Origin of the sequence: Nocardia sp. JW2 (assembly GCF_051843015.1) — a bacterium.
Lineage (GTDB): Bacteria > Actinomycetota > Actinomycetes > Mycobacteriales > Mycobacteriaceae > Nocardia > Nocardia coubleae.
On the sequence record NZ_JBPXLK010000004.1, the window covers coordinates 230,272 to 256,051 of the forward strand.

The window sequence follows — 25,780 nt, forward strand, 5'->3', positions numbered from 1 at the left end:
CTAGGGCTTGGGGCGATCGACGTCGCCTCGCCACGCTCCCGTTTCCGACCCACGGCTTTCGATGAAGTCTTTGAAGCGGCGCACGTCCCCCTTGATGCGGCGATCGAGCACCCCGGTTTTGTCCGCGATGTTCTCGACGAAGCCGTCGGGATCGATGTCCATCTGCACGGTGACCCGGGTCGTCGAGTCGTCGAGCCGATGGAAGGTGACCACTCCGGCATGCTGCGGGCCATCGTCGGATTTCCAGGCGATGCGTTCCTCCGGATGCTGCTCGGTGATGGTGGCATCGAATGTCCGGGTAGCTCCGGCGATGTCGACAGTCCACCGGGTGTGAGTGTCGTCGAGCTGTTCGATGCGGTCGACACCGTGCATGAACTGAGGGAACGATTCGAACTGGGTCCACTGGTTGTAGGCGGTCGCCACCGGCACGTGCACGTCGACAGCTTCGATGACAGTGCTCATTCTCGGCCTCCTCGGATCGAATTTTCTACATTCAGCGGCCGAGTGCCCACTCATCCGGAGTTCACACCGATTGATGCAAATTCGCTTCAACTGGCTGCGGTCCGACCGCCGGCTAACGACGTCGACGACGTGCTCGAAGGCGCAGACCCGCGGGCTTGAGGGTGAGCGTTTCGCGCACGTCGAGGTCATATTCCGGGTCGGGTTCCAGATCGAGCTGGTGCAGAAGTGCCGCGAGGGTGACGGCGATTTCGTGGTGCGCGAACTGGCGACCGATGCAGGCGCGGGGGCCGGTGCCGAAAGGTTTGTAGACGCGGGGCGGCAGGCCGCGAATGTTCTCGGGCAGGAATCGGTCGGGGTTGAATTGATCTGCGTCGTGACCCCAAGCCGGGTCTCGGTGGGCGCCGAGGAGCAGTACCAGCACCCAGTCCTTCTGGGCGAACCGGTAACGGCCGCAGAGCGTGGTGTCGTGCTTGGCCCGCCGGAAGTATCCGGGACCGGTCGGCCACAGTCGCAGGGTCTCGTCGATGACGCGGCGCAGACTGCGGAGCTTGGCCACGTCGTCATACCGGATATCGGGGAATTCCGGTGTGGGCCAGCGCTCGTCGAGTTCGGCTCGGACGCCGGCGGCGATGTCGGGACGGGTCGAGAGGTAATGAAGAGCGAAGGCGATGGTGTTGGCGGAGGTCTCACTGCCCGCGATGAGGAAGGTGAGGATCTGATTCCGGATGTTCACCGTGTCCAACCGCTCGCCGGTTTCCGGGTCGGCACTGTCGAGCATGAGGTCGAGGATGTCGCGATACCGACGGTGTGAATCGTGTTTGCGGGCTTCGATGATGTCGTCGACGACTGCGTGAGCGTGCGCCAGATCGGCCTCGTGCCGCGCATGGTCGGCCCGACGGAAGACCTTGTCGAACAACGGAAGTACATCCGTGCGGCGGTTGGCATAGGCGAGCTCACGCACCATCGCTTCGACGAACGAACCGCTGTTCGAATCGGCCAGTGAACCGAAGGAATGCGAGAACCCCGCGCGCGCGATGATTTCGAACGTCAGCTTGTTCGTCGCCGCGGGCACGTCGATCCACTCCGCTGTCGTCGACCACAGGTCGGTCAATTCGCGGACGGTGCCGGTGATCGCGCCGTGATAGTCGGCCATCGCCGATTTGGTGAAGGCGGGAGCGAGAACGGCGTGTGCTTTGGCCCAGTTCGGTTCCGAGTTGTAGGCGGTGAACAATCCGTCACCCGCCAGTGGCCGCAGTTTCATCAACGCGTGCCCGACATGCTTCTCCCACCGCGACTCGTCGTTGACCTCCTCGATGGCCTCGACCCCGGTGACGACGACCGCGGGGTAACCGAACAACTTCTGCTCGAAGACCGGCCCCAACTCCCGCGCCTGCTCGGCGAGTCGCTGGCACGGCTTCGCGAAATCGGTGGTCAGGACGTCACCGAGCAACGGCAGCCGAAACCGGGGATACGGTAGCTTCTCGGAGAACTCGGATCCGGGAATGCATTGTTGCGCTACCGAATTGGCGAACACGTCGGGTTCCACATCGCGAGTGTAGGCGCAACTGGGTCCGCGAATGCCGAACGCAACGCTCCGGTCGATGACGCCCGGAGCGTTGCGTTTCGCGGGTGAGGTCCGGTCGAACGGACCAGCGGCACGAGGTTGACCTGCACTGTGGTTGAGGTTGCACAGTGGCCGGATGCGGATGAATCAGATCACTATCGGTGCTACCGATCTTGTGCGGTCCGAGCAGTTCTATGCGCTGCTCGGGCTGCACCTGATCGTCAAAACCGACCACTACCTGCGTTTCCGATGCCCTGACGGTGACAGCACGTTTTCGATCGAGCTGGTCGAATCCCTGCGCGGCGGTGGGCAGGTCTCCATCTACTTCGAGTCCGACGACCTCGACAATCAGTGCGCTCGGCTACGTGCTGCGGGCGTGGTGTTCGACAGTTCGCCCGTCGACACACCATGGCTGTGGCGCGAGGCATGGCTGCACGATCCGGACGGTCATCGGCTTTGCCTGTTCTATGCCGGAGTCAACCGGCTCGAACCACCATGGCGGATCGCTGAGTCGACGTCCTGATTGCGGCCGACCCGCAGTCGATCAGGGGCGCTCGGTCACCGCGCGAGTCGTCTGCAGCGCCGACAAGCTCGCCGACTTGCAATCGGCGTCATGACACGGCCCCGGGCATCTCGGCGAGACTGGTCGGGGCATCCGGGCTGCGGGCGCTCTCCACGCCCGCCTATGCCGAGGCTTCGTCGTAGGCGGCGATGATCTCGGCGGCGATGCGGCCGCGAGTGGAGACGGTGTGGCCGTTCGCGATCGCCCAGGCCCTGATGGCCGCGAGGTCGGTGCGGCGACCTGTCTGGGCGGCGGGGGTCGCGGTGGCGTGTCGGCGGGCGTTGCTGGTTTTGGCGCGGCCGGTTCGCCGGGCGTAGGGGATCCACTGTTCGAAGGTGTTGCGCAGTTTGGTGGCGTTGGTTTCGGACAGGTCGATCTCGTAGGTGTGTCCGTCGATGCCGAAAATGACGGTTTCTTCGGCGGCGGATGTGCCGTCGAAATCGTCGACGAGGGTGACAACGACCTTGCGCGCCATATGGATTCCTGTCAGTTGTGTATACGGGTTCGGTTCGGCGATGGCCAGGGTAGTAGCACTCGGCGCGGGTCGTACATGCGGACCGTGCGATCCACTTGTCTGGTTGAGGCGGACCCCGTCCTCGTGGGCGGCGAATCGCCGATCCGGCGTCAGGATTGCGGCCGACCGGCAGTCGATCAGGGCTCTCGGTCACCGCGTGAGTCACTGCTCATCCTTCGTGCGGGCGCTCGATGTGCCTGTGCGGCAGCGACATCCGAGGAAACGGCATTCGGTGGACCGGATGTGGCGGTGAGGCTGCGGACGAGCAGGTCGATGACCGCTCGCTTGTCCACGTCGTCGTGCTGGTGGGTGAGGAGCCCTTCGATCACGAAGGTGCCGATGGCGGACATGGCGGCGAGGTCGGTCTCGGCGACTCCGGCCGCGCGGAGGTTGTCGGCGAACAGCGCGCCGGCGAGCTGATGGAACCCGGTGTGCCAGGCGGCGACGGAGTGGGAGGTGGCTACCCGGGCGTGCACGGTATTGACCAGCCCGTGCAGCTGTTCGAGCTGGTCGACCACCCATAGCAGCTGCTCGTTCAGCGGCCGGCCGTCGATCTCCGCGTAGGTGGCCAGTGCCTCGGCCAGAATGCGGTCGAGGACCGCGATGAGCAGCTCGTCTTTGTCCTGGAAGTACCAGTAGATCGTATTGACGGTGACACCCGCGCTTTTGGCGATCCGCGCTGTGGACGCCGAATCGAAGCCGTCGTCGATGAGCAGGCGTCGCGCGGCGGCGATGATCTCCTCTCGCTTCTCCTCGCGGTTCTGCGGGCGTCGGTTCCTCGGCACCTCGACACTCTATCTTGAACCTCGCTCAAGAAGGCGGTACGTTTCTTGAGCGACATTCAAGAAATTGCGAGATGAGGCTGGTTCACATGGACTCCGACAACGTGGCCGACGAGCTGCGTCGACTCGACACCCGAGGTCTGCTCGCCCTGTTCACCACTCTGGAAGCCCCCACGATCGCCGAAATCGACGGCGAATACGCCGCCGCTCTACTGGCCCAGCCGAATCTGTTCGCCGTGGTGACCGGAAAGGTGGCCGTGGCCAACCCGTTCGAGCCATGGCGGTGCAAGGCTTTCCGGCCTGTCGACGAGATCAGCGGGCGTGGTTACAACACTTTCGCCAGGGTCGGCCGAGTCCGGCAGCGCTACCCGATGCGCACGCTGTTGGCACCGTCCCGCTACGACGGCGCACTGTCCTACACGCTCGTCTATCGCGCCTACACCTCGCTCTGTGGCTCGATCCACATGGTGGACGAGGTGCGGCGTGCCGCGCCCGGCGTCTACCTCGGAATCGGCACCTGGGGTTTCACCGATGCCCAGCGCCGCGTCCCCCGGCCCTTCCTGCTGACCGGCCCGATCGGCTCCTATCGCGGAGACATCGGTAAAGCCCGCCGCGACTTCACCCCCGGCACCCGCGAGCTGCCCGGCACGCCCGCCTGACACCACTCACTTCTCGGCCCTATCCGAACGAAGGAATCATGACCACAACTCCCCGCACCGCGCTGATCACCGGCGCGTCCGCCGGCATCGGCGCGGCGTTCGCCCACCACCTCGCCGCGAACGGTTACCAACTGCTGCTCGTCGCCCGCCGCGCCGATCGTCTCCGGGAACTCGCCACACAGCTGACCGCACGCCATGATGTGCGCTGCGAGGTGTTCGCCGCCGACCTCACCGACAGCGCCGCACCAGCCGCGATCGTCGACTACGCCGACCGGCAGGGCTTGCCCGTCGACGTCCTGATCAACAACGCCGGTCTCTCGGGCAAGACAGCATTCGCCGACACACCGTGGAACGACCTGGCTGGGGAGATCCAGTTGATGGTCACCGCCCCGACCGAACTCGCCCACCTCGTCATCCCCGGCATGAAGAAGCGCCACTGGGGTCGCATCGTCAACCTGTCGTCGGTCGCTGCCTTCGCCCCGCCCGGCGCAGGCTTGCTCTACACCGGCATCAAGTCCTACGTCCTCGACACCTCGCAAGCCCTCGACATGGAACTCAAACACCACGGCATCCACGTCACCGCGCTGTGCCCCGGCTTCACCCGCACCGAATTCCACGATGTCATGGGCACGCGCGACAAAGCCGACCATCTGCCCCGCATCCTCTGGCAGCAGCCCGACGCTGTAGTCGCCGAGGGCTGGGACGCTGTGATGAAAGGCAAGCCCGTATGTGTCCCGGGCATCGTCAACAAGATCTCCGCCGCCGCCATGAAGCCCTTGCCCGTCCGCCTGGGCTACCTCCTCGGAAAGACCTTCAACCCCTTCAAGAACAGCTGAGGTCGCCGACCCGGGCCACCGCCCGGATCGGCGCCCCGTCGGCCCCGCGCAGCGGCAGCGGAAACAACGAAACCTCGATCGATGCGCCTGCCGCCTGAGCGTTCGACAGCTCGTCGAGTGCGGTGAGGTTCTCGGCGATCACGGCGTGCGCACCGCACAGGATCCGGTGTGCTCGCAGGTCCAGGTCTTCGGTCCCGGACGGGTCGATGCTCGGCGCGTCGATGCCGATGGTCCGGATTCCCTTGTCCACCAGCAGCTGTGCGGATTCCGGGTGCAGGTATGGGTGGGTGAAGTAGTCCGGGTTGCCCCACCGCGCCGACCAACCGGTGGCGATCAGCACGACCGTGCCGGGTGGCATATCGACGTCGAACAGTGCCGGTCCGATCGCGGTGTGCGCGGGAACCGATCGCGCATCCACGATCCAGGCTGGTCCGACGAAGCGGTCGAGGGGCAGTTGGTCCAAGGTCGGCAGACTGTCGTCCAGATGAGCGGGCGCGTCGACGTGCGTCCCGGATTGCGACCCGAGATGCACGCGCAGCACGTTCACCCCGTCGGTGGCGGCACGCAATGCCGGTTCCAGCAGAACTTCCGGATCGCCCGGGAACACCGGCATGCCGGTGTGGATCGGCCGGGTCAGATCGATCAGGCGCACCACGTCAGCATACGAGAGCCGACGACCGCGCTGGGATCGCTGTGTTGTCCCCACGCGAAAACCGTTGGTGCTGCGTGCTATTCGGCAGATAGCCTGATGGGACCCGCCGAGTAGCTCAGGGGAGGAGCGAAACTATGTGGGACTGGGGGAAATCTGTCGCCGAGCACGCGGCTGCCACCGCATGGACCACCTGGCCGCCGCCGGAAAAACCACCGACCGTGGTCGACCCACCGCCGGGTCGCGTGCGCCGATCATGTCGAGCGGTTCGCAAGCGGGCCGAGGTGGTGGGCCCACCGCGGAACGCCTCGCCGCCCGACCGGACGGCCTCGGTCACCTAGGTCGGAGCAGACCGCCGATCCATTGATCGATGGGAGACGCGTGGTTGGATCGGGCCGCTGCGGGTAACGGCCTGGTAGGTCTCGGCATCTTCCCGGGAATATGCGGAGATCGAGAACGCGCCGGTTCAGTGAACGAGCCGGCGCGTTCGCCCGTCGGGGCCGTGTAGGTCATCGCCTCCGGTCGCACTCGGCCCCTTCGACGACATCTCCGGAGACCATGCCGGAGCTGCAGATCCACCGTGCGCCGTCGTCGGGGCGTGTCACCACGAATTCGCCGTCGATCGGGCCTTCGGCGGGCGCATCCTCGCCCGGGGTGCAGCCGGTGCCGACGATGTCGGGGAAGTTCGGCTCGACCGTGGTGCAGGTGTAGGACCACACCGATTCGGCGGCGGCTGTCGGTGCGCCGAGCAGCAGCGTGCCCGCCACGACGACCAAGCCGGGTAGGAGCGTGCGGGCGATGTGAGTACCTGTCATGAGATCTCCTTGTTCTGTTCCGTGGAAGGACGAATCGGTCGTCCACCCGGAGCGGCAGAAAGCGTGGCGCGCCGGGAATCCGGGTGGGCCATCAGGAGAAATGCGAATTGCCATCGAACGATAACGCGGTGGGCTGGGCATGCAGAGGCGACACGCGTGCTCAGCAGACCACCAGATCCGCTGTCGGTCGCAGCCCCTCGACACTGCCGGGGGCGATCACGGCGAGGTCGTATGCGTGCCCGGTCGCGACCTGCCACTGCCCACCGGCCAGCGGCACGACCGCGACGCCGGGCACCGGTCCCGAGGTCCAGTCCAGTCGGCCGGCCATGGTTTGGATGTCGGTGCGGTGCAATGCTTTTGCGAGCGCGTCGGGGTCGGTGGGGTCGTCGGCGGTGCGCAGCGCGTGGACGGCGACCTCGAACAGCGCGTAGGCCAGGCCGAGGGGCTGCAACCACGGCCGTCCGGTGCGCTGGGTGTAGGCGTCGGCGAGTTCGGCGGCGGTGGTGCCGTCGAGGGAGGACCAGTAGGGGTGCACAGGCGTCCAGTAGACCAGGGTGCCCACGTTGTCCTGGCCTGCCTCGCCGCCGGAGCAGGTGGCGGTGGGTGGGTAGGCGAGCCAACGGGAGCAGGTGATCAGGCGCGGGTGCCAACCACATTCGGTTGCCCTGCTTCGGAACAGCGTGAGGTCGCGGGTGGTGGCCGCGCTGGTCACCAGCTCGGCACCGCTGTCCCGGAAGGCACGCAGGTGGGTGGCGAAGTCGGTGGCGGGCTCGTGATAGCCCGTCGGGTCGACCAGTCGGTGACCACGTCCTTGTGCGACGGGGGCGAAGCCGTGGACGTGGTGGCGCGACCAGTTGCCCTGGGGGCCGTCGTTCCACAGGCAGCCGACCGCCGGGCCGTCGGGCGCCGCGCGCTCCCAGAGGTCGGCGAACACCTCGGCGATGTCGTCGAGACCCCAGCAGAAATGGAACGCCCGCTTCAACGGCCGATCGCCCCGGCCGTAGTAGTACACCTGCCAGGGGAAGGTGCTGGAAACGCAGACGCTGCCGAGACTGTCGCACGTGTCGGCGACCACCGGCAGAACCTGGGTTCCGGCCAGGGTGAGCACGATGCGCGCCCGCTCGTCCCGGACGAGTTCGGTGACCGCCTGGCGCGCACCGTCGGCGGTCGACTTGCTGTCGCGGCCGACGATCCGCAGTCGGGTGCCGCGGGGCGCCAGCCGGTGCAGGTGTGGGGTGAGCTCCGCGAGGGCGAAGTCGAGTGGGTCGCCCAGGCTGGAAAGGCGGCCCGAACGCGCGACGACCACCCCGATGGTCAGAACCGATCGGCCTGCATCGATCCGGGGGAGAGGTGCCTCGCTGCGGGCGGTGGGGCCTGCGTCCATGACATCTCCTGTCGATGGCGGGTGCGAGAGGAATGAACCGTGCGAGACGAGCGCTCGTATCTGCCGAAGGATCGCATACCGAGTCGAAGAATCGGCGCAGCCCGACGTGTCGATCCGGCGGTTTCGTGTGTTCAGGTCCGGACGGGCACCGCGTCGCGCACGCGTACGGTGGCGCTGCGGGTGCCGATGATCGAGCCGATGATGACGAGCGGGAAGCCGATCGCCATGCCGATCGTCAACGGCTCGCCGAGCGCCGCGATGCCGAGGACGATCGCCACCGCCGGATTGATGTAGGTGACCACGGTGGCCCGAGCCGGACCGACCTCGGCGATGAGCGCGAAGAACACGAGAAACGCGGCGGCCGTGCAGATCACGGCCAGCCCGAGCACCGACCAGGCCGCGTCGGCGGGGATGTGTTCGGGCCAGGACACCGCGGTGAACGGGCTGTAGACCAGGGCCGCGAGCAGCAGCGACGCCGTGACCACGCCGAGTGCGGGCAGATCGGCGAGGGTGCGGTCGTAGATGGTCGGGCCGATGGCGTAGCCGATGGTCACCACGGCCACCGCGCCGAGCGCCGCCGGTGCGGTGAGGTCGACGTCGAGACCGACCAGCGCCGCCACACCGGCGAAGCTGACGGCGAGACCGAGCGTGCGGCGACCGTCGAAGTGGTCGTGGCCGAGCATCGTCACCAGGACGACGGCGATCAGCGGCACCGCGGCGAGCAGGATGCCGACGGTGGAGCTGTGCAGGGTCTGTTCGGCGTAGCCGAGCAGCACCCACGGGCCGATGATCTCGACGGCGGTGTAGGCGAGCAGCATCCGCCAGCGCGCGAGGACGCCGCGAAAGGCGTTGGTGTACAGGGCGCTTACGAAAAGGCGCGTCCCACACACGATCGCGCCCTCGAACAAGAACTCGCCGCCGCCGAGGCGATTCCTGAACTCGCGCCGCTCGTGGGCTTTCTGCGCGGCGTTCCGGCGCCGCGCTGAGCACGACAACGGTTTGATCCGTGGTGGCGATGGCTTTGTGGCCGTGAACCCTTCGACCATGGCACCATCGGTGCCCATGGCGTCCCCCATGAGTACCGCTGAACTGGCCGACCGCACCGCGCGGGCCGTCGACGCCGCGGTCGCCGCCGGCCGCGCACAGGGGCTCACCGTGACCGACCCCGCTGTCCTGCACGATGTGTTCTCCGTGGTGGTGCACCTCGCGCCCGCACCGGTCGTGGTGCGGGTACCGACGGTGGTCACCCTTCCTGTCCACGAGCAGTACCTGCGCCAGCGCATCGAACTCGATGTGGTGTCGTGGCTGGCCGGCCGGCAAATCCCCGTGATCCCGCCGAGCCCGCTGGTCCCGGCCGAACCCGTACGCCGCGACGGCTTCTCGATGACGTTCTGGCAGTACGTCGACCAGGACCCCGACGTCGAACCCGACTACGTGCGCAACTCCGCCCGCGTCGCCGACCTGCACCTCGCCATGCGCGACTATCCCGGCGACCTGCCGTTCCTTGCCGCCGCCGAACCACACACCATCACCACGAGTCTGACCGTGCTCGCCGAGCGCCCCGACCTCCTCGCCCCGGCTGACCTCGACCGAGTCCGCCGCGAATGGGCACTGCTGGAACCCCTGGTCTCCTCGCGCGCCGCGTTCGACGCCGAGTTCCCCGGCATCACATCGCAGCCCATCCATGGCGACGCGCCCGCGGTCAATATCGTCACCACCCGCACCGGCCATCTCTACGCCGACTTCGAACTCGCCTGCCTCGGCCCCATCGAATGGGATCTGGCCGCCATGGGCCCCGAGGGGGCCGCCGCGTACGACGCCGCCGCCAGGGCCAACGGAACACGTCCGCTCGACCCGCGCGTCGCACAGTTCGCCGACGCGGTCGGCATGGTCCGTGCCATCACCTGCCTCACCCTGGTCGACCAGCAGCCGATCCTCGCCGACGCGCTCGCGCCCGCTCTCGACGCCTGGCGACAGCAACCGTTCGCGAGCGGGCTGTTCGACTGACAACCCACCGAGGAGTGCCCGCGCTACAGCCTGGCAGCCCACTCCGGGATCACGGTCGATCCGTACCGGAAATTCACCGGCTTATGCCGAGTAGGCCGAGGGCGAAGTCGGCGTAGGCGGTAGCGATCTGCTCAGGGGTGGACGGGCCGTCGAGGCGGAACCATTGTGGGAGGGCGGTACACATTGTCGCGATCGCGCGCCCGGCGGCTTTCGCCTGGTCGGTGGCGCGGTTGTCCTCGGCGAGGGCGGTGTCGATGTCCTCGTCCAGCAGGTATTGGATCATGCTGCGGGAGTGAGCAATTCGCTGTCGATCAGCAGGATCGAGGCTGCGCATCTCGCTGGCGCCGATGAAGGCGAGCTCGCGACGATGGGTGTGGAACAGCGCGAGCGCCTCGACCGTGCGGATCAGCCGGTCGCGACCGGTGGCTGCCTCGCTCCGGGCCGCGCCGACCCGCCAGTGCAGCTCGTCCATGGTGAGGTCGAGTGCCCGTACCAGCAGGTCCTGTTTGTCGCGGTAGTGGTGGTAGACGCCGGGCACGCTCATGCCGGCACGGTGCGCGATCGACCGCATGGTCGCGCCGTGGTAGCCGGTTTCCACGAAGGATTCGATCGCGGCGGTGAGCACGGGATCGATGTCGAGCGGCGGGAACTCACGCCATGCGCGGGTCGTCTCGGTGACGGCGCCGCGCGGACGCTGTGTGGTCACCGGGTTTCGTGACTCGTCGAGCAGCCACTGCGTCGTGGTGCCGAGTTCGGTGGCCAGTCGGCGGAGCCGGGGTACCGAGACGCCCGTCTTACCGGTCTCCACGGCACTGAGCGTGGCCGGGCTGACCCCGATGCGGCGCGCGGTCTCCCGCAACGACAGCCCTGCCGCGACTCTCGCTTCTCGCAGCCGCGCACCCAGATCTGTCGGTCCGTTGTCGAGCGTGTTCATGATGTTCAGAATAGCTGAACATCATGCGAGGCCGAAAAACGTTGTTGTTGACAGGTAATAGCAAACATGTCAGTGTGCTGAGTGTCCAACGCCGAACGATCGTTCGGTCTGTGAGCGAGGAGTGGTTTCGTGGCGATCGATCTGTCCTATCCGCCCGAGGTGCAGCGGCTGGCCGACCGCACCCGCGGGTTCGTTCGCGATCGGGTGCTACCGATCGAGGACGCGCACGACGGTGACATCACTGCCGCGGGCGGCGACGCGCTGCGTAAGGATCTGCAACACGCCGCACGCGAAGCCGGAGTGTTCGCACCGCACGCACCGACCGAATACGGCGGGCACGGACTGGGAATGGTGAACCGCGCACCGATCTTCGAAGAAGCGGGCTATTCACTGTTCGGCCCGACGGCACTGAACATCGCGGCCCCGGACGAGGGCAATGTGCACATGCTCGCCCACATCGCCGATCCCGAGCAGAAACAACAGTTCCTCGCCCCGCTGGCGCGCGGCGAGGTCCGCTCGGCCTTCGCGATGACCGAACCCGCCCCCGGTGCGGGCTCGGACCCCTCCGCGCTGACCACCCGCGCCGTGCGCGCCGAGGGCGGGTGGCGGATCAACGGTCACAAGTGGTTCATCACCGGCGCCGACGGCGCGGGCTTCTTCATCATCATGGCCCGCACCTCGGGTGAACCCGGAGATCGTGGTGGCGCGACCATGTTCCTCGCCCCGGCCGAGACCCCGGGAATCCGAGTTGGCCGCCATATCGACACCCTGGACCGATCGATGCTCGGCGGCCATTGCGAGGTGTTCTTCGACGACGTGCTCGTCCCCGACTCGGCTGTACTCGGGGCGGTCGACCGCGGCTTCGAATACGCCCAGGTGCGCCTGGGGCCTGCCCGCATGACCCACGTGATGCGCTGGCTCGGAGCCGCCCGCCGCGGTCACGACGTCGCGGTGGCGCGGGTGGCCGAGCGTCGCGGATTCGGTTCGCGGCTCGGCGATCTCGGCATGATCCAGCAGATGATCGCCGACAACGAGATCGACATCGCCGCCACGCGGGCACTGCTGACCCGCGCATGCTGGGAACTCGACCTCGGCGAACCCGCCGCGAACGCGACGTCGATCGCGAAAACCTATGCGGCCGAAGCGATCTTCCGAATCATCGATCGCAGCATGCAGATGTGCGGTGGCCTCGGCGTCTCCGCCGACCTGCCGCTGGCTCGGCTCTCCCGCGAGGTCCGGCCGTTCCGGATCTACGACGGTCCGTCCGAGGTGCACCGCTGGGCCATCGCCAAACGCGCGGTGAGCGCGGCCCGTCGCGCACAGCAGGACATGAAATGAGCCTTCCCGGAATGGATGTCGTCGCACTGGAGAAGTTCCTGCGCGACAGTGGGGTCGCGGTGCGCGGTGAGCTACGGGTGGACCTGATCGGCGGTGGCCGCTCGAATCTGACCTTCGCGGTCGCCGACGACGAGTCGAGCTGGGTGGTGCGCCGTCCGCCCGTCGCCGGGCTCACCCCCTCCGCCCACGACATGGCCCGCGAATTCACCGTGACCCGGGCGCTAGAGGGCTCGGCGGTGCCGGTCGCGAAGACCGTCGCATTCGATGCGCAGGGCACCGCGCTCGGCGCCCCTATGACCGTGGTCGAATACGTCGACGGAACGGTGATCCGCGACCAGCACGACCTCGCCGCTCTCACCGACGCCCAAGTGGCGGCGAGCGCGGCCGAGCTGGTGCGCGTGCTGGCCCGATTGCACGAAATCGACCCGGACGCGGTGGGTCTCGGCACGTTCGGACGTCCCACGGGCTTCGTCGAACGGCAGGTGAATCTGTGGGCGTCCCAATGGGATCGGGTGAAGACCCGTGAGCTCGCCGATGTCGCGGCGCTGCACGCGGCACTGGTGGAGTCGGTGCCGAACGCCTCCGCGGCCTCGATCGTGCACGGCGACTTCCGGATCGACAACACGATCCTGGACGCGGCCGATCCGGCCCGGGTGCGTGCTGTCGTGGACTGGGAGATGTCGACACTGGGGGATCCGCTCACCGATGTCGCGCTGATGTGTGTGTACCGCTCGCCGGTGTTCGACCTGGTTCTCGGCTCCTCGGCCGCGTGGACCAGCGATCGGATGCCCACCGCCGATGCTCTCGCACAGGCCTACGCGACGGCCTCCGGCCGAGACCTGGTCGACTGGGGGTTCTACCTCGCGCTCGCCAACTTCAAACTCGGCGTGATCGGCGAGGGCATCACCCACCGCGCGCTCCAGGGCTCGGGCGCCGGAGCAGGCGCCGAACGCGCGGCCGAGGCGACGCCGGAATTCATGGCGGCCGGGCTGCGGGCAATGAAAGGACACCGGAAATGACCAGGTCCGCGCTCATCAGCGGCGCCTCCCGGGGTATCGGCCTCGGCATCGCGAAACACCTGGCGCAGCAGGGCTATTCGCTGACCATCACCGCGCGCGACGCCGACCGTCTGCGAGCAGTCGCCGCGGAACTGCGTGCGGACGGCGCGGCGGAAGTGATCGTTGCCGCTGCGGACATGTCCGATGAGGAGGGCGTCGCGCGCGTGCTAGGCGCGCACACGGATCGGTTCGCGACGATGTCGGCCCTGATCCTGAACGCGGGTGTCGGCACCGCGGGCCCGCTCGCCGAATCTTCGATGCGGCGCTTCGACAAGACCATCGAAGTCAACGTCCGCGCTCCCATCCAGCTGATCCAGGGCGCGCTGCCGCTGTTGCGCGCCGGGGCCCGGGAAAACCCCGGTCGCGGTGCGAAAGTCATCGCGCTGTCATCGATCACCGGCGTCTACGCCGAGGCCGGGCTCGCCGTCTACGGCGCGGCAAAAGCGGCGCTGATCTCACTGCTGGCCACCCTCAACGCCGAAGAATCCGGCAACGGAGTCACCGCCACCGCCATCGCACCCGCCTACGTCGACACCGAGATGAGCGCCTGGATCCACGATCAGGTTCCCCCCGACCAGATGCTCGCCGTGAACGACATCGTCGAGATGGTCGACGCACTGCTGCGACTGTCCGCCCGCGCAGTGGTGCCGACAATCGTCATGTCCCGCGCGGGCACCGACGGCTACAGGGCCTGACTGCGCTGTTGCGATCAGCTCTTGGCCGTTTTCATCAGCTCCATCAGGCGGGAGGAGCTGCGCATTCCGTCCGAAGAGTCTGAGCTCACGGGGTTTGGTTCGTCCCCTTTCGTGCTCGCCCACCGTTTCGTCGTCGACCTTGAACGGAGCTGTTGCCAAGCAGAGTCGTCGCCAGTAATTTGAACTATCGTACAAATAGTACGTTGGTTCAACTATGTGGGGTTCGGCGATGAGCGGTGATCAGAAAAATCGGCGCGCGGGATGGCGGGAATGGGGTGGGCTCGCGCTTTTGGCGTTGCCGACCATGCTGCTCGGCCTTGATGTGACGGCCCTGTACTTGGTTGTTCCGAGTTTGGCCGTTGACCTGGATCCCTCCGCGACCGAAACGTTGTGGATCATGGATGCCTACGGCTTCTTGATTGCCGGGCTTCTGATCACGATGGGAACGCTGGGTGACCGGGTCGGTAGGCGCCGGCTCCTGATGATCGGAGTGGCGCTTTTCGCGATAGCCTCGGTCGCGGTGGCATTCGCTCCGACGGCCTTGTGGTTGATCGCGGCGCGTGCGCTGCTCGGCGTCGCCGGGGCAACGCTGATGCCTTCGACCCTTTCCCTGATCAGCACGATGTTCACCGATCCCGGGCAGCGAGCATCGGCCATCGGTGTCTGGGCGACAGCGTTCGGCCTGGGGATGGCCGCGGGCCCGATCGTGGGTGGCGTGCTGACCGCAGCACTCTGGTGGGGTGCGGTCTTCCTCATCGCAGTCCCGGTCGCCCTTCTGGTGCTGGCGGGCGGGCCGTTGTTCCTTCCGGAGCGGAGGTCACCTGCCGGTCGGCTCGACGTACTCAGTGCCGGGCTGTCGTTGGGAGCGATACTGCCGGTCGTCTACGCGATCAAGCATGCCGCCGCGCACGGTATGGACATCCCAGCGGTGGCGGCCGCTGTCGTCGGTGGTGTCGCCACCGTCGCGTTCGTCCGCCGTCAACTGCGTCTGCCGGAACCGCTGCTCGACCTGAAGCTGTTCACCAGTTCGACCTTCTCAGCGGCTCTGTCGGTGCTGTTGATCGGCCTCGTCGGATTCGGTGGCGCGATGTTTCTGGTGACGCAATACCTGCAGCTCGTCGCGGGCTTCGCCCCGACAACGGCCGGTTTGTGGATGGGTCCGCCCGCGCTTGCCATGCTCGTCGGCGCCATCGGGGCACCGTTGCTGGCACGGCGTGTCTCGCCCGGTGTGGTCATGGCGGCGACTCTGGCGTTGTCGCTGGCGGGGTATGCGTTGTTGGCACTGGCGGGCACCGACGGCAACGGCACCGTCGTCGTGGGCTTCGCCCTTGTCTATCTCGGCCTCGGAGTTATCGCCGCGCTCGGCACCGACATCGTTGTCGGCGCGGCGCCGCCGGACAAGGCAGGATCGGCGGCCGCACTGTCCGAGACCGTCCAGGAACTCGGCATCGCAGCCGGTGTGGCACTCTTGGGAAGCTTCACCACCGCGATCTACCGCAGCAGCATCGAGATTCCCGCCGGGTTGTCCGCATCGGTGGCCGCGACCTACAGTGACAGCCTCGCCGGCGCGTCATCGTTGGCGAGCCGGATATCAGGCGACGCTTTGGAGCATGCGCGAACCGTGTTCACCGTTGGACTCAACACCGCGTCTGTGGCAGCAGGTGCCGCGATTGCGATCGCTTCCCTGGTGTGTTTCGTGACGCTGCGGCACCTCGAGCCACTCGGTGCCGTCGACCGGCCGGCCGAGGCGGCGGTCTCGCCATCCGGGAGCGAGTGATGAACGACGACAAGGCGATGGCAGTCGAGCCGGACTTTGCCGACGGACGCAAGGCGCGTGGCCACCGGCGACGAGCTCAGATCATCGAGGCAACGCTGGAGATCGTCCGCCGCGATGGCGCGACGGGTGTCACCCACCGCACCGTTGCCAAGGAAGCCGGGATCACCACCAGCCTGACCCTCTACTATTTCGCCACCCTGGACGATCTGCTGGTGGCCGCCTTGACGAGCGTCACGCAGCAGTACACCGACCGCATCCAGGATCTCATCGACACCGACGACGATCCCCTCGACGGCTTGTCGGAACTCATCGCGGAATCCGCCGGCCCGGGACGTGAACGAGCTCTCGCCGAGCGGGAGCTGTCGACCCTCGCGGCGCGCCGCCCGGCGCTACGCCCGGCCGCGCGCGCCTGGCGCGACAAAGTCGCCGAACTCGCCCGAACACAGACGGACGACTCCGATGCGATCGAGGCTTTCGTCGCGCTGTCCGACGGTTTGTGTACAGCCATCCTCCTCGATGACCGGGACGTCGACCCCGGACACATTCGAGCGGTTCTCCGGAAAGCGCTGTCGCGAAGCGGCTCGGTCGACAGCGATCGAGTGTCGTCTCCGAGAGCTCGCGGGCGAGACGATTGAACTGAATTGTGGTTACAGGAGCATCAGTCCGTCGCGCTGGCATGTGCTGCGATAATCCGCCAGCCGTGCTCATCGTCGTGCAACCATGAACGCGTGTAGCGCATCCTGGCTCCGAAAGGCTCGCCGTTGACGGTCCCCTCGATCGTCCCGAGAAACCAGGTCACCCCGGCATGCCCGTCGGTGAGGACGTTCAGCTCTTCCTCGACCAAGGTCGTCACCACCTGGGTCCGGGTGCGGTGAAGCTCCAGATCGTCGGCCTTGGTGTAGACGTCTGCGCCGAAGGTGAAGATCAACCGGTCATCCAGCAGACGGTCCAGTGCCTGCACATCCCCGGCGAGTTGCGCGGCCTGCAACCGCCGCTCGGCGTCCCGCAAGTTCTCCATGCACCTCACCCTGCCAGCCGATGTCCACTCACGCCATGTTCGTTTTCCGCAGAGAGCGAGGCGCCGACGAGACCCATATGAATCGACATCTTGCCCCGGGCACACCGACGCTGAGGTGTGCCATGATCGCGAGGTGGACAGTGCCGATGGTCCTGCCGCCGATCGCGCCGAGTTCGACCGCCGCGTCGGCCCCTTGCGCGCGGAACTGCACGTGCACTGCTACCGCTTTCTCGGTTCGGTGCATGATGCCGACGACGCCCTGCAGGAGGCCTTGCTCCGCGCGTGGCGCTCGCGCGCGAACCTCATCGATCCCGGCAAGTTCCGGCCGTGGCTGTACAAGATCGCGACCAACCGGTGCCTGACCATGCTCGAACAGCGCGGCCGACGCGAACTCCCGATGGATTCGGAGCCGGATGCGCCTGCGGCCGAACGGATTTGGCTCGAACCGTTTCCCGGCATCGGGGTGGGGGAGCCGGGGCCGGAAGCACGCTATACGGCTCGCGAGTCGATCGAATTGGCGTTCGTCGCGGTGATCCAGCAGTTGCCGGGCGTGCAGCGGGGTGCGTTGCTGTTGCGCGATGTCCTCGGTTTCACCGCGAGCGAGACCGCCGAATTGCTGGACGTGACCGTGGCATCGGCCAACAGCGCCCTACAACGGGCGCGGGCTCGCCTCGATCAGCGCGAACCCTCTGTGGCGCCCGACGATCCGCAGGCGCGCCGCCTCGCCGAGCGGTACGCCACCGCCTGGGAGAACGCCGATGTCGACGGCATCATCGCGCTGCTCGCCACCGACGCCCGCTACGCCATGCCGCCACTGCCCGAGTGGTACGGCGGACAACCCGCGATCCGGGAATTCCTGGTGACCGGCCCGCTGCACTGGCGCTGGCGTTTCCGCCCCACCGTGGCCAACGGCCAACCCGCGTTCGGCACCTACTGGTGGGACCCCGAGCGTTCCGTCTTCGCGGCCATGGCCCTCGATGTGCTGACAGTGCGCGGCGGTGCGATCACCGATGTGGTGTCGTTCCTCGACCCCACACTGTTCGCCCGCTTCGCTCTCCCAGAATTCGTGACCGACTGACGATTAGTTCGGCACGACCGGCTGGGTCATACCGGTAGTGGGACGTTCCCACGGCCGGGGTTCGCCCTCGGCACCCCGAAGGGAGACCGTCATGTCGCACGAGGAAGACCAGATCCGCACCCTGATCCACGAGTGGGCCGCCGCCGTCCGCGCGGGTGACCTCGAGCATGTCCTGGCCGACCACACCGCCGACATCGTCATGTACGACGTGCCGCCACCGCAGAACGGCGTCCGTGGCCTCGATGCCTACGGGCAGACCTGGCCACCGTTCTTCACCTGGCTCGGCCGCGGCGCCGCCTTCGACATCGTCGAGCTGAACGTGTCGGCCGGCTCCGACATCGCCTACGCCCACGCTCTGCTTCGGTGTGGATCGCCGGAAGAGCTTGCGGCCGAACCCGATACCCGCCTGCGCCTCACTCTCGGCCTGCGCAAGGAAGATGGCCGGTGGAGGGTGGCCCACGAACACCATTCGTTCCCCGACACCACCGCCGACCCGGCCGACGACATCGCCGAGATCCGCGCACTGCATCAGCGGTGGTTCGCCGCGACTGCCGAGAAGGACCTCGACAGCCTGATGGCGGAGATCGCGGACGACGTCGAATCCTACGAACACGACGCACCGCTGCGCTACACCGGCGCGGACAACGTCCGCGAGGTCTGCCGGCGGGGACTCGAATCCGCTCCTGGGCGGGTGACCTGGGACGTCCCCGAAATGGCAGTCGAGGTCCGCGGTGATCTCGCCGTGGTGTGGGGCCTCAACCACATGAGCGCCGAGGACGCGAACGGGCAGGTCGATCACTCGTGGTCGCGAGGCACCCGGGTATTCCGCAGGCGTGGTGGACGGTGGTTGCTCGTGCACCAGCACGTGTCCTACCCCTACGACCCGGAAACCGGTGCGGCGGCAACAGATCTCGTACCCCAGGACGAGCCGACGCGAAGTGCGTGACCAACCTGCGTCGGTACTGCCGCGTTGCGGGGTGGCCGCAGGTCGGTGCGATTATTCGACCTCGGTCATCGCGAGGAGTTCAGCGCGGGCGATCTCGAGGTCTTCGTCCGACAGATAGGGGCTGGCGGCGGCGACCGCGAGCCCTTCTGTGGCGTATCGGATCAGGAGGAGCCGGGTGTGGGGGAGACCGTCGGCGGCGAAGGCATCGGCAAGGATGCGGGCGTCTCGTTCGTAGAGGGCTTCGCGCTCCGGTGAGGTGCCGAGGGTGGTGATGAGGCTGGTGGGGGCGAGGACTCGTTTCACGTATTCGCTGTCGCCTGTGAAGGCGCGGATGTAGGCCCGGGTGAATTTTCCGGGCCTGTTCTCCGACAGGTCGATCTGGGCGCGCACCTCTTCGTGCAAGCGGGTGAGGATGTGCTCGGTGACTCCGTTGACGAGTGCTTCGCGGTGGGGAAAGTGGTGCATGAGACCGCTTTTGGTGACGCCTGCCGCGACCGCGATATCGGCCAGGGCCACATTGGCGCCGCGTTCGGTGAATACCGCCTCGGCCGCGTCCAAGATGGCGCGGCGGGTTCGTTCCTTGTCGCGGGTAGCGGTGCGGTCGCCGGTGGTTGCGCGGTCAGACTTCGTCATGTCGAGCTACTTTCACAGTGCCGTGGGAAGGGATGGCACGCCAAGCGAGGATCGCCGCGACGGCGAGGATCGCCGCCGCGATGAACGATGTGGTCTGCATGGCGTGGGCGAAGGAGTCCTTGGCCAGCGCGACGATGCCGGGGTCGTCGACCGTCGCGACGGTGGCGGCGAGCGAGTCCTCCACGACGGCGGCGCGGGACGGGTCGGTATCGGCGGGCAGGTTCACATGCGACCGGTAGTTCGCCAACTGGATGGACCCGAGAACCGCGATCCCCAGCGCCCCGCCGAGTTCGTACGCGGTCTCCGCGATCGAGGACGCCGCGCCCGCGCGTTCCCGGGGCACGGCGGTGACCACCGCGTCGACCGCCAGGGTCATGGCCACACCCACGCCGAGACCGAGTACCGCCAAGGCGACACCCAGACCCCAATACCCGGAGTGGGTGGCGGACAACCCGAGCAGGAGAAGGCCGACCGCGGCAGTGGCGAGACCGGCGCCGATCGAGCGGCCCGGGCCGAACCGGGTGACGAGCACACCGACGAAGGCGATCACCACGATCGACGCGATCGTGGCCGGAAGTTCGGCCATCCCGGCCCGCAGCGGCCCGTAACCGCGCACGAGCTGAAGGTACTGGGAGAAGAAGAACAGCAGACCCATGAACGCGAAGATCGACAATGCCGACGAGGTGACCGCACCCGTGAAAGCCGGTCGGCGGAACAGCGCGATATCGAGCAGCGGGTACTCGAGATTCAACTGCCTGCGCACGAACAACCATCCTGCCACCACACCCGCTGCCGCGAACGCGAGCACAGTCCAGTCGAATCCCGTTCCGACCCAATGCTTTATCGCGTACACCAGGGGCACGATCGCGACAATCGACAGTGCCGCCGAGATGAGGTCCACCGGCCGGTTGGCGTCGCCGCGCGACTCCGGGAGCAGCACGACGCCCGCGACGAGGACGACCAGCATGATCGGCACGTTGATCAGGAACACCGAGCCCCACCAGAACCGTTCGAGCAGCGCACCGCCGACGAGTGGCCCGAGCGCGGCACCGGCTGTGGCGCCCGCGGACCAGATCGCGATCGCGGTGGTGCGTTGCCGTGGATCACCGAACAGGTGACGGACGATCGACAGTGTCGAGGGCATCAGTGTCGCGCCCGCGACACCGAGTAGCGCGCGAGCGGCGATGAGCGTTTCCGGGTTCGGCGCGAACGCGGCAAGCACCGACGCACAGCCGAACGCCGCCGCACCGATGAGCAGCAGCCGTTTGCGCCCGATCTTGTCGGCCAGATTGCCCATCGTGATCAGCAAGCCCGCCAGCACGAACGAATAGATGTCGCCGATCCACAACAGTTGCGTCGCGGTCGGTGCGATGTCGGTGGTCAGTGACGGGACGGCCAGGTAGAGGACCGTGCCGTCGATCGTGAGCAGCAACACCACCAGGACCAGGGCGGCGAGCGCCCACCATTCGCGTCTACCCGCACGGTTCGTTTCGAGGTCTGGGCTCACCGCACCAGCCTAACCGTCTGCCTGTCTGGTTGTACAGTCCAAATGGACTTTAGACGCCGAGAACGGTGCCGATTCCGCCGGCCGGAATCGGCCCGAACGGCCCCGGAACTGACCGCCTATCGAGAGGACGTCTGCTCGACGCGTCCACGGTCCTCGCGTTCGTGCGCAATGCCGGCCAGGACCTGGTGTGCCCGCTCGCGGTGAAGGTCTGCCTTCAGTCCTTCTCGTTCTTTCGACCGTTGTCGGCCGTCTGGTTCACCGCGTCCGTCAGGTCGCCGACGATCCGGCGCAACTCTTCGATGTGGTTGTCGCGGAGTTGGTGCGGCGTGAGGTCGTACTTCAGGCACAGTGCGGCGGCGGCGGCCGTTGCGATCGCGTGCTGCGCTCCGTTGCCCATGAACTTCGTGACCGAGCCGGCGATGTGGGTGACGCTGATGTGCTTGCCTGCCATCATCACGTTGTCCAGGTCGGCTGAATACAGGCATCGGAACGGCACTTCGAACGGGAGGCCGTCGCGGGTGTCCCACTTCCAGTCCTTCAGGCGGAAGTCGTATTCGTCGTCGATCGGGTAGTGCAAACAGAACGCCCCGGAGTTCATCGCCACTGTGTCGGGGAAGCGTCGGTGCTCGCGAATGTCGTTCTCGGTCAAGACGTATCCGCCGAGATATCGTCGGAACTCCCCTTGCCCGGCGACGAAAGCGACCCAGTCCAGCGCCAGGTTTGCGTAGGTATCCGGTTCGAGGGCCTTGACGTTGGCGAAGGTTCCATAGATCGCGCACAGCAGGTGATCGCGAATTTCCTCGCCCTGGGTATACGGATCGAGCCATTGGCCGTACTCCCAGAAATGCGTGGCGGGGAACAGCATTCGGCGTCGGATGGCCGGATCCGGATCACGGAATCGCCCCGCCACGGGACCTGGCCCGTTGTCGACCCCTGGCTCCACCAGTTGCCCGCCGAGATTCGCGTAGTCCTTCGCGACGGCCTGCGCCCAGGGGACATCCGGAAACGGCACCGGCTCCGAGTGTTCGCGAGTCCGGAAGAACAGCGTGTGACCGTGATGCTGGTCGAGATGCTCGGCTGGAGCCGTCGGTTCGTTGTACTCGGCCCTGGATTCGTGGCCGAACAGGGTTCGTGCGCCCGCGAGCAGGCCGACGATCGCCGTCCCGCTGCAGTCGATGACGAGCGGAGCGGAGAATCGATACTCCCGCCCTGTCCGTGTGTCGCGGGCGTCGACCGCGGTGACTCGTCGTTCGGCGGTGATCGCGCGGAAGACTTGGTGCTCGGTGTAGAGCGATGCGTTCGATTCCGCCTCGAGGACCTGGCGTGCCATCAGATCGCCGTCGGGGTGGCGCTTCGACAGCTCATGCACGAGCGGTCCGGTCTCGCCGCGGGGAGTGAGGCCGATCTCGACGCTCGCGTTTCCCCCGAGGACGGGCCGATTGTGCAGGAGGGCGACCCGTAGCCCGAGCCTGGCGGCCGCCAGGGCTCCGGCGGCGCCCGTAACGCCTCCACCTACAATGACGACATCGAATTCGCCTGCATCCGTGGGTGTTTCAGGAAGGCCGCGCAGTCGGCGGCGCCACTCGCGCGCCTGAGCGCCGCTGCCTTCGGGAGGCGGCGCATCGTCGAGGCTCAGATAGATCGCTTCACATCGTGCGTCGAAGCCTGTGTGATCGCGGAGGGTCACCTCTGTCCGGCCGCTGTCGAGGTGCAGGAGCCCGGCGTCTTCCCACATCCACCCCTGGCCGCTTGCGCCGAACTCCTTCGAGAGCGTGTGGTCACCGATGGTGACGGCGAAGCGTCCCGGGTGGTGCGTCGGTACCCAGTCCTTGGTGCGGACCCAGATGCGATAGTTGCCCGCCTCGGGGATCTCGAGCGTCGCTCGGGCGTCGGCCACCGGCACTCCGAGGCCATGGGCCAACAGGTAGGGGGCGCCCATCTCGACGTCGAACTGCGAGTCGAGCAGCCAGCCGCCTCGGTCGTGAAAGTCCGTTGCTTGGACGAGAAGTCGTGCGCTGCTCGTGGAGCGCCGTGCTGTGGCTGTCATCGTGTGCAGTGGGTCCGGCCGCTGGGGCTCGGCCATGTCGTCGTGTGGCGAGATACGCAGTTGTTCAACCGATCGGCAAGCATGAGCTCTCCTGGGCGTTCGGGCTATCGGGACAACGGGGCGCCGAGTTCGACCGGTCGATGGCGCAGATCCTGAACGTCACCTACCGGGCAGCGGCCGCTGCGTCGGTGTCCGTCTGGATACCGACTCGTGAGATGACTTTCGCAAGCGAAGTTAGCTAGGATGCACCTGACTGTCAATGTCGAAGTGAGGTGCGATGTGGACTGGCTCGGTCTGGACACCGCGAACTGCCCCGTTCAGCGAACGCTGGAGCTGGTCGGCGAGAAGTGGAGCTTGTTGATCGTTCGCGAGGCGATCAACGGCGTCCGCAGGTTCGACGACTTCCGTGACCATCTGGGCATGTCGGAGGCTGTTCTCGCCGACCGGCTCCGCAAGCTTGTCGCTGCAGGCATCCTGATGACCCGGCCCTACCAGTCGCCGGGCGGACGCACCCGCAACGAGTACCGGCTGTCCGAGAAGGGCTGGGACCTGTGGCCTGTCATCGTCTCCCTGATGCAATGGGGAGACAAGTACACGGCTGATCCGGAGGGGCCGTTCCTGGATGTCCGCCACGCCGATTGCGACGCGCCCGTGCGAGTGGTCGTCGAGTGCAGTCACGACCACGCCGCCCTTGCTCACAACCAGGTCGTCGTGCGACCGGGCGCGTCCGCCCGTCCACGCCGCCGGTAATCGCCTGCAATGACGGGGGAGTCGAGCGATCGGAGAAATAGGTTGTGACGGCGACCCACGCGTGGGGTGGGTCGCATCGACGACATCTGTGAACCCAGCGCGGCCTCGGTCGAATGCTGCCCAACCTTCTCGAGAGTTGGGACTTACGACGTCACGGCAACTCGGATGAGAGTCGTCGGCGATAGCGCCGACGCGGTGAATGACCAGTCCGCTTGACCTGGTGGCATTGTGTTCGCAGCGCTGCTCAGTGGGGGCGGCGGGTCGGCCGGGACCAGCCGATGCTGAGTTGGACGGCCCGTTGCCAGTGCTCGTATTCGTCTTCGCGGGCGGAGCGGTTGTGACCGGGCACCCATTGGGCGGCTGCGCGCCAGTTGCGGCGTAGTCCTTGCAGATCCGGCCAGTAGCCGACAGCCAGGCCCGCTGCGTAGGCGGCGCCGAGGGAGACCGTTTCGGTGACCAAGGGTCGTGTGACGGGGATGTCGAGGACGTCGGCGATGATCTGCATGAGCAGGTTGTTGGAGGTCATTCCACCGGCCACCCGCAACGAGCGTGCGCGCAGGCCCGCGTCGGCGTTCATGGCCTCGAGGACATCGCGGGTCTGCCAGGCGGTGGCCTCGAGTGCCGCGCGGGCCAGGTGGCCCTTGGTGACGTAGGAGGTCAGGCCGATCAGGAGGCCGCGGGCGTCGCTGCGCCAGTGCGGGGCGTAGAGGCCGGAGAAGGCCGGGACCAGGTAGCAGCCGCCGTTGTCGTCGACAGTGCTTGCGAGGGTTTCGATTTCGGGGGCGGTGGTGATCAGGCCGACGATGTCGCGCAACCAGCCGACCAGTGAGCCGGTGACCGCGATCGGGCCTTCCAAGGCGTAGACCGGTTCCTCGCCGATCTGGTAGCCGATGGTGGTGAGCAGGCCGTGTGCGGAGCGGATGAGCTCGGCGCCGGTGTTCATCATGAGGAATCCGCCGGTGCCGTAGGTGCATTCGGTCTCGCCGGGTGCGAAACAGGTCTGGCCGAACAGGGCGGCGTGCTGGTCGCCGAGTGCGGCGCCGATCCGCACGCCCGGTGCGGCGGTGACCGCGGTGCCGAAGTCGCCGGTGGAGGGTTCGATGCGGGGGAGCATGGCGCGCGGAATGTCGAACAGCCGCAACAGTTCGTCGTCCCATTGCCGGGTGGTGAGGTTCATCAGCAGGGTGCGGCCCGCGTTGGTGACGTCGGTGACGTGCACACCGCCGGTCAGGTTCCAGATCAGCCAGGATTCCATGGTCCCGAACAGCACCTCACCGCGTTCGGCGCGCGCCCGCAGCCCCTCGACGTCGTCGAGCAGCCAGCGCAGGCGTGGCGCGGCGAAGTAGGTCGCCAGCGGTAGTCCGCTCAGTTCGGTGATGCGTTGTGCCGCAGGCGAACTACGGAGGGATTCGACGAACTCTTCGGTACGGATGTCCTGCCAGACGATGGCGGGACGCACCGGCACGCCCGTCGCCCGGTCCCACACCACGGTCGTCTCGCGCTGGTTGGCGATGCCGATGGCCGCCACCTGCTCGACGCCGATCCCGGCATCGCGCAGAGCGGCGGGCAGGATCCGTTCGACGGTCCGCCAGATCTCGAGCGCGTCCTGCTCCACCCAGCCGGACCGAGGATAGTGCTGGCGGTGTACGCGCTGGGCCAGCCCGGCCAAGCGCGCATGGCGGTCGAAGACCAGACACCGGCTCGAGGTGGTGCCCTGATCGATCGCAAGGACGAAACGTGGTGTCATAGAAAGCCTTTCGGCAGG

At 67.0% G+C, this 25,780-nt stretch carries 26 protein-coding genes; 12 read left to right on the forward strand and 14 right to left on the reverse strand.

The features are described from left to right. Together ACSVDM_RS08675 and ACSVDM_RS08680 are read right to left on the reverse strand one after the other, a co-directional pair. Positions 1-462: an SRPBCC family protein gene (locus ACSVDM_RS08675; protein ID WP_439263918.1), complete on the reverse strand. Its 462-nt coding sequence runs from the start codon at positions 460-462 to the stop codon at positions 1-3. Between the two features lie 112 nt (positions 463-574). After that, entirely contained in the window at positions 575-2,008 is a 1,434-nt protein-coding gene (locus ACSVDM_RS08680) for a cytochrome P450 (protein ID WP_439263919.1), read from the reverse strand. A gap of 160 nt (positions 2,009-2,168) precedes the next feature. Here ACSVDM_RS08680 and ACSVDM_RS08685 point away from each other — a divergent pair, with 160 nt between their 5' ends. Further along, the gene (locus ACSVDM_RS08685; protein ID WP_439263920.1) at positions 2,169-2,549 is read left to right on the forward strand and encodes a VOC family protein; all 381 of its coding nucleotides are present in this window, start codon (positions 2,169-2,171) and stop codon (positions 2,547-2,549) included. Between the two features lie 160 nt (positions 2,550-2,709). On the opposite strand, the gene ACSVDM_RS08690 is transcribed toward ACSVDM_RS08685, so the two are convergent. Both ACSVDM_RS08690 and ACSVDM_RS08695 read right to left on the reverse strand, forming a co-directional pair. Next, positions 2,710-3,063 carry a histone-like nucleoid-structuring protein Lsr2 gene (locus ACSVDM_RS08690; RefSeq protein WP_067487667.1) on the reverse strand — a complete coding sequence of 118 codons (354 nt, stop codon included), beginning with the start codon at positions 3,061-3,063 and terminating at the stop codon, positions 2,710-2,712. 176 nt (positions 3,064-3,239) lie between these two features. After that, positions 3,240-3,887: a TetR/AcrR family transcriptional regulator gene (locus tag ACSVDM_RS08695; protein WP_439263921.1), complete on the reverse strand. Its 648-nt coding sequence runs from the start codon at positions 3,885-3,887 to the stop codon at positions 3,240-3,242. Between the two features lie 86 nt (positions 3,888-3,973). On the opposite strand from ACSVDM_RS08695, the gene ACSVDM_RS08700 reads away from it, so the two are divergent. Both ACSVDM_RS08700 and ACSVDM_RS08705 read left to right on the forward strand, forming a co-directional pair. Then, positions 3,974-4,543: a hypothetical protein gene (locus tag ACSVDM_RS08700; RefSeq protein ID WP_439263922.1), complete on the forward strand. Its 570-nt coding sequence runs from the start codon at positions 3,974-3,976 to the stop codon at positions 4,541-4,543. A 38-nt stretch (positions 4,544-4,581) separates the two neighbouring features. After that, a complete protein-coding gene (locus ACSVDM_RS08705) occupies positions 4,582-5,379 on the forward strand; it encodes an SDR family NAD(P)-dependent oxidoreductase (RefSeq protein WP_439263923.1) in 798 nt (265 codons plus the stop codon). Here ACSVDM_RS08705 and ACSVDM_RS08710 read toward each other — a convergent pair. The 4 genes from ACSVDM_RS08710 to ACSVDM_RS08725 all read right to left on the reverse strand — a co-directional run bounded on the left by ACSVDM_RS08710 (position 5,366) and on the right by ACSVDM_RS08725 (position 9,117). After that, positions 5,366-6,031 carry a cyclase family protein gene (locus tag ACSVDM_RS08710; protein WP_439263924.1) on the reverse strand — a complete coding sequence of 222 codons (666 nt, stop codon included), beginning with the start codon at positions 6,029-6,031 and terminating at the stop codon, positions 5,366-5,368. The two genes, ACSVDM_RS08705 and ACSVDM_RS08710, sit on opposite strands and share 14 nt — an antisense overlap. Positions 6,032-6,537: 506 nt before the next feature. Beyond that, complete coding sequence (locus ACSVDM_RS08715; protein WP_439263925.1) at positions 6,538-6,843, reverse strand: hypothetical protein; 306 nt, start codon at positions 6,841-6,843, stop codon at positions 6,538-6,540. 160 nt (positions 6,844-7,003) lie between these two features. Continuing rightward, positions 7,004-8,227, reverse strand: coding sequence for an ABC transporter substrate-binding protein (locus ACSVDM_RS08720; protein ID WP_439263926.1), 1,224 nt, complete (start codon positions 8,225-8,227; stop codon positions 7,004-7,006). Between the two features lie 131 nt (positions 8,228-8,358). Next, positions 8,359-9,117, reverse strand: coding sequence for a DMT family transporter (locus tag ACSVDM_RS08725; protein ID WP_439263927.1), 759 nt, complete (start codon positions 9,115-9,117; stop codon positions 8,359-8,361). Between the two features lie 184 nt (positions 9,118-9,301). On the opposite strand from ACSVDM_RS08725, the gene ACSVDM_RS08730 reads away from it, so the two are divergent. Continuing rightward, positions 9,302-10,234 carry a phosphotransferase family protein gene (locus ACSVDM_RS08730; protein WP_439263928.1) on the forward strand — a complete coding sequence of 311 codons (933 nt, stop codon included), beginning with the start codon at positions 9,302-9,304 and terminating at the stop codon, positions 10,232-10,234. Between the two features lie 73 nt (positions 10,235-10,307). On the opposite strand, the gene ACSVDM_RS08735 is transcribed toward ACSVDM_RS08730, so the two are convergent. Beyond that, a complete protein-coding gene (locus tag ACSVDM_RS08735; RefSeq protein WP_439263929.1) occupies positions 10,308-11,168 on the reverse strand; it encodes a TetR family transcriptional regulator in 861 nt (286 codons plus the stop codon). Positions 11,169-11,297: 129 nt separating this feature from the next. On the opposite strand from ACSVDM_RS08735, the gene ACSVDM_RS08740 reads away from it, so the two are divergent. From ACSVDM_RS08740 to ACSVDM_RS08760, 5 genes are all read left to right on the forward strand, one after another. Then, positions 11,298-12,506, forward strand: a complete 1,209-nt coding sequence (locus tag ACSVDM_RS08740) for an acyl-CoA dehydrogenase family protein (protein ID WP_439263930.1) — start codon at positions 11,298-11,300, stop codon at positions 12,504-12,506. After that, positions 12,503-13,525, forward strand: a complete 1,023-nt coding sequence (locus tag ACSVDM_RS08745) for a phosphotransferase family protein (RefSeq protein WP_439263931.1) — start codon at positions 12,503-12,505, stop codon at positions 13,523-13,525. The genes ACSVDM_RS08740 and ACSVDM_RS08745 overlap by 4 nt, the downstream gene beginning before the upstream one ends. Beyond that, a complete protein-coding gene (locus tag ACSVDM_RS08750; RefSeq protein ID WP_439263932.1) occupies positions 13,522-14,259 on the forward strand; it encodes an SDR family NAD(P)-dependent oxidoreductase in 738 nt (245 codons plus the stop codon). Before ACSVDM_RS08745 ends, ACSVDM_RS08750 begins: the two co-directional genes overlap by 4 nt. Before the next feature lie 229 nt (positions 14,260-14,488). After that, positions 14,489-16,036 (forward strand): MFS transporter, encoded by a 1,548-nt coding sequence (locus ACSVDM_RS08755; RefSeq protein ID WP_439263933.1) that lies wholly within the window; start codon positions 14,489-14,491, stop codon positions 16,034-16,036. Beyond that, positions 16,036-16,671, forward strand: a complete 636-nt coding sequence (locus ACSVDM_RS08760) for a TetR/AcrR family transcriptional regulator (RefSeq protein ID WP_439263934.1) — start codon at positions 16,036-16,038, stop codon at positions 16,669-16,671. The genes ACSVDM_RS08755 and ACSVDM_RS08760 overlap by 1 nt, the downstream gene beginning before the upstream one ends. 23 nt (positions 16,672-16,694) lie before the next feature. Here the strand turns inward: ACSVDM_RS08760 and ACSVDM_RS08765 are convergent, their stop codons facing one another. Beyond that, positions 16,695-17,054: a nuclear transport factor 2 family protein gene (locus ACSVDM_RS08765; protein WP_439263935.1), complete on the reverse strand. Its 360-nt coding sequence runs from the start codon at positions 17,052-17,054 to the stop codon at positions 16,695-16,697. Positions 17,055-17,187: 133 nt separating this feature from the next. Here ACSVDM_RS08765 and ACSVDM_RS08770 point away from each other — a divergent pair, with 133 nt between their 5' ends. Continuing rightward, positions 17,188-18,132, forward strand: a complete 945-nt coding sequence (locus tag ACSVDM_RS08770; protein ID WP_439263936.1) for a sigma-70 family RNA polymerase sigma factor — start codon at positions 17,188-17,190, stop codon at positions 18,130-18,132. A gap of 91 nt (positions 18,133-18,223) precedes the next feature. Continuing rightward, positions 18,224-19,078 (forward strand): YybH family protein, encoded by an 855-nt coding sequence (locus tag ACSVDM_RS08775; protein WP_439263937.1) that lies wholly within the window; start codon positions 18,224-18,226, stop codon positions 19,076-19,078. Positions 19,079-19,129: 51 nt separating this feature from the next. On the opposite strand, the gene ACSVDM_RS08780 is transcribed toward ACSVDM_RS08775, so the two are convergent. The 3 genes from ACSVDM_RS08780 to ACSVDM_RS08790 form a co-directional block, all read right to left on the reverse strand. Next, the gene (locus ACSVDM_RS08780; protein ID WP_439263938.1) at positions 19,130-19,711 is read right to left on the reverse strand and encodes a TetR family transcriptional regulator; all 582 of its coding nucleotides are present in this window, start codon (positions 19,709-19,711) and stop codon (positions 19,130-19,132) included. After that, positions 19,698-21,218, reverse strand: coding sequence for an MFS transporter (locus tag ACSVDM_RS08785; RefSeq protein WP_439263939.1), 1,521 nt, complete (start codon positions 21,216-21,218; stop codon positions 19,698-19,700). Before ACSVDM_RS08785 ends, ACSVDM_RS08780 begins: the two co-directional genes overlap by 14 nt. Before the next feature lie 214 nt (positions 21,219-21,432). Continuing rightward, positions 21,433-23,301, reverse strand: coding sequence for an FAD-dependent oxidoreductase (locus tag ACSVDM_RS08790; RefSeq protein ID WP_439263940.1), 1,869 nt, complete (start codon positions 23,299-23,301; stop codon positions 21,433-21,435). A gap of 243 nt (positions 23,302-23,544) precedes the next feature. Between ACSVDM_RS08790 and ACSVDM_RS08795 the strand changes: the two genes are divergently transcribed. Further along, positions 23,545-24,015 (forward strand): winged helix-turn-helix transcriptional regulator, encoded by a 471-nt coding sequence (locus tag ACSVDM_RS08795; protein ID WP_439263941.1) that lies wholly within the window; start codon positions 23,545-23,547, stop codon positions 24,013-24,015. Positions 24,016-24,259: 244 nt separating this feature from the next. Here ACSVDM_RS08795 and glpK read toward each other — a convergent pair whose 3' ends face one another. Further along, entirely contained in the window at positions 24,260-25,762 is a 1,503-nt protein-coding gene (glpK, locus tag ACSVDM_RS08800; RefSeq protein ID WP_439263942.1) for a glycerol kinase GlpK, read from the reverse strand. Between the last annotated feature and the right edge of the window lie 18 nt (positions 25,763-25,780).

Coding starts and splice junctions, on each gene's coding strand:
- ACSVDM_RS08765 (WP_439263935.1), bottom strand. CDS start 17,054: ATGGAGAACTTGCGGGACGCCGAGCGGCGGTTGCAGGCCGCGCAACTC.
- ACSVDM_RS08780 (WP_439263938.1), bottom strand. CDS start 19,711: ATGACGAAGTCTGACCGCGCAACCACCGGCGACCGCACCGCTACCCGC.
- ACSVDM_RS08735 (WP_439263929.1), bottom strand. CDS start 11,168: ATGAACACGCTCGACAACGGACCGACAGATCTGGGTGCGCGGCTGCGA.
- ACSVDM_RS08750 (WP_439263932.1), top strand. CDS start 13,522: ATGACCAGGTCCGCGCTCATCAGCGGCGCCTCCCGGGGTATCGGCCTC.
- ACSVDM_RS08700 (WP_439263922.1), top strand. CDS start 3,974: ATGGACTCCGACAACGTGGCCGACGAGCTGCGTCGACTCGACACCCGA.
- ACSVDM_RS08715 (WP_439263925.1), bottom strand. CDS start 6,843: ATGACAGGTACTCACATCGCCCGCACGCTCCTACCCGGCTTGGTCGTC.
- ACSVDM_RS08790 (WP_439263940.1), bottom strand. CDS start 23,301: ATGGCCGAGCCCCAGCGGCCGGACCCACTGCACACGATGACAGCCACA.
- ACSVDM_RS08775 (WP_439263937.1), top strand. CDS start 18,224: ATGTCGCACGAGGAAGACCAGATCCGCACCCTGATCCACGAGTGGGCC.
- ACSVDM_RS08760 (WP_439263934.1), top strand. CDS start 16,036: ATGAACGACGACAAGGCGATGGCAGTCGAGCCGGACTTTGCCGACGGA.
- ACSVDM_RS08690 (WP_067487667.1), bottom strand. CDS start 3,063: ATGGCGCGCAAGGTCGTTGTCACCCTCGTCGACGATTTCGACGGCACA.
- glpK (WP_439263942.1), bottom strand. CDS start 25,762: ATGACACCACGTTTCGTCCTTGCGATCGATCAGGGCACCACCTCGAGC.
- ACSVDM_RS08705 (WP_439263923.1), top strand. CDS start 4,582: ATGACCACAACTCCCCGCACCGCGCTGATCACCGGCGCGTCCGCCGGC.
- ACSVDM_RS08720 (WP_439263926.1), bottom strand. CDS start 8,227: ATGGACGCAGGCCCCACCGCCCGCAGCGAGGCACCTCTCCCCCGGATC.
- ACSVDM_RS08755 (WP_439263933.1), top strand. CDS start 14,489: ATGAGCGGTGATCAGAAAAATCGGCGCGCGGGATGGCGGGAATGGGGT.
- ACSVDM_RS08685 (WP_439263920.1), top strand. CDS start 2,169: ATGAATCAGATCACTATCGGTGCTACCGATCTTGTGCGGTCCGAGCAG.
- ACSVDM_RS08745 (WP_439263931.1), top strand. CDS start 12,503: ATGAGCCTTCCCGGAATGGATGTCGTCGCACTGGAGAAGTTCCTGCGC.
- ACSVDM_RS08675 (WP_439263918.1), bottom strand. CDS start 462: ATGAGCACTGTCATCGAAGCTGTCGACGTGCACGTGCCGGTGGCGACC.
- ACSVDM_RS08730 (WP_439263928.1), top strand. CDS start 9,302: ATGAGTACCGCTGAACTGGCCGACCGCACCGCGCGGGCCGTCGACGCC.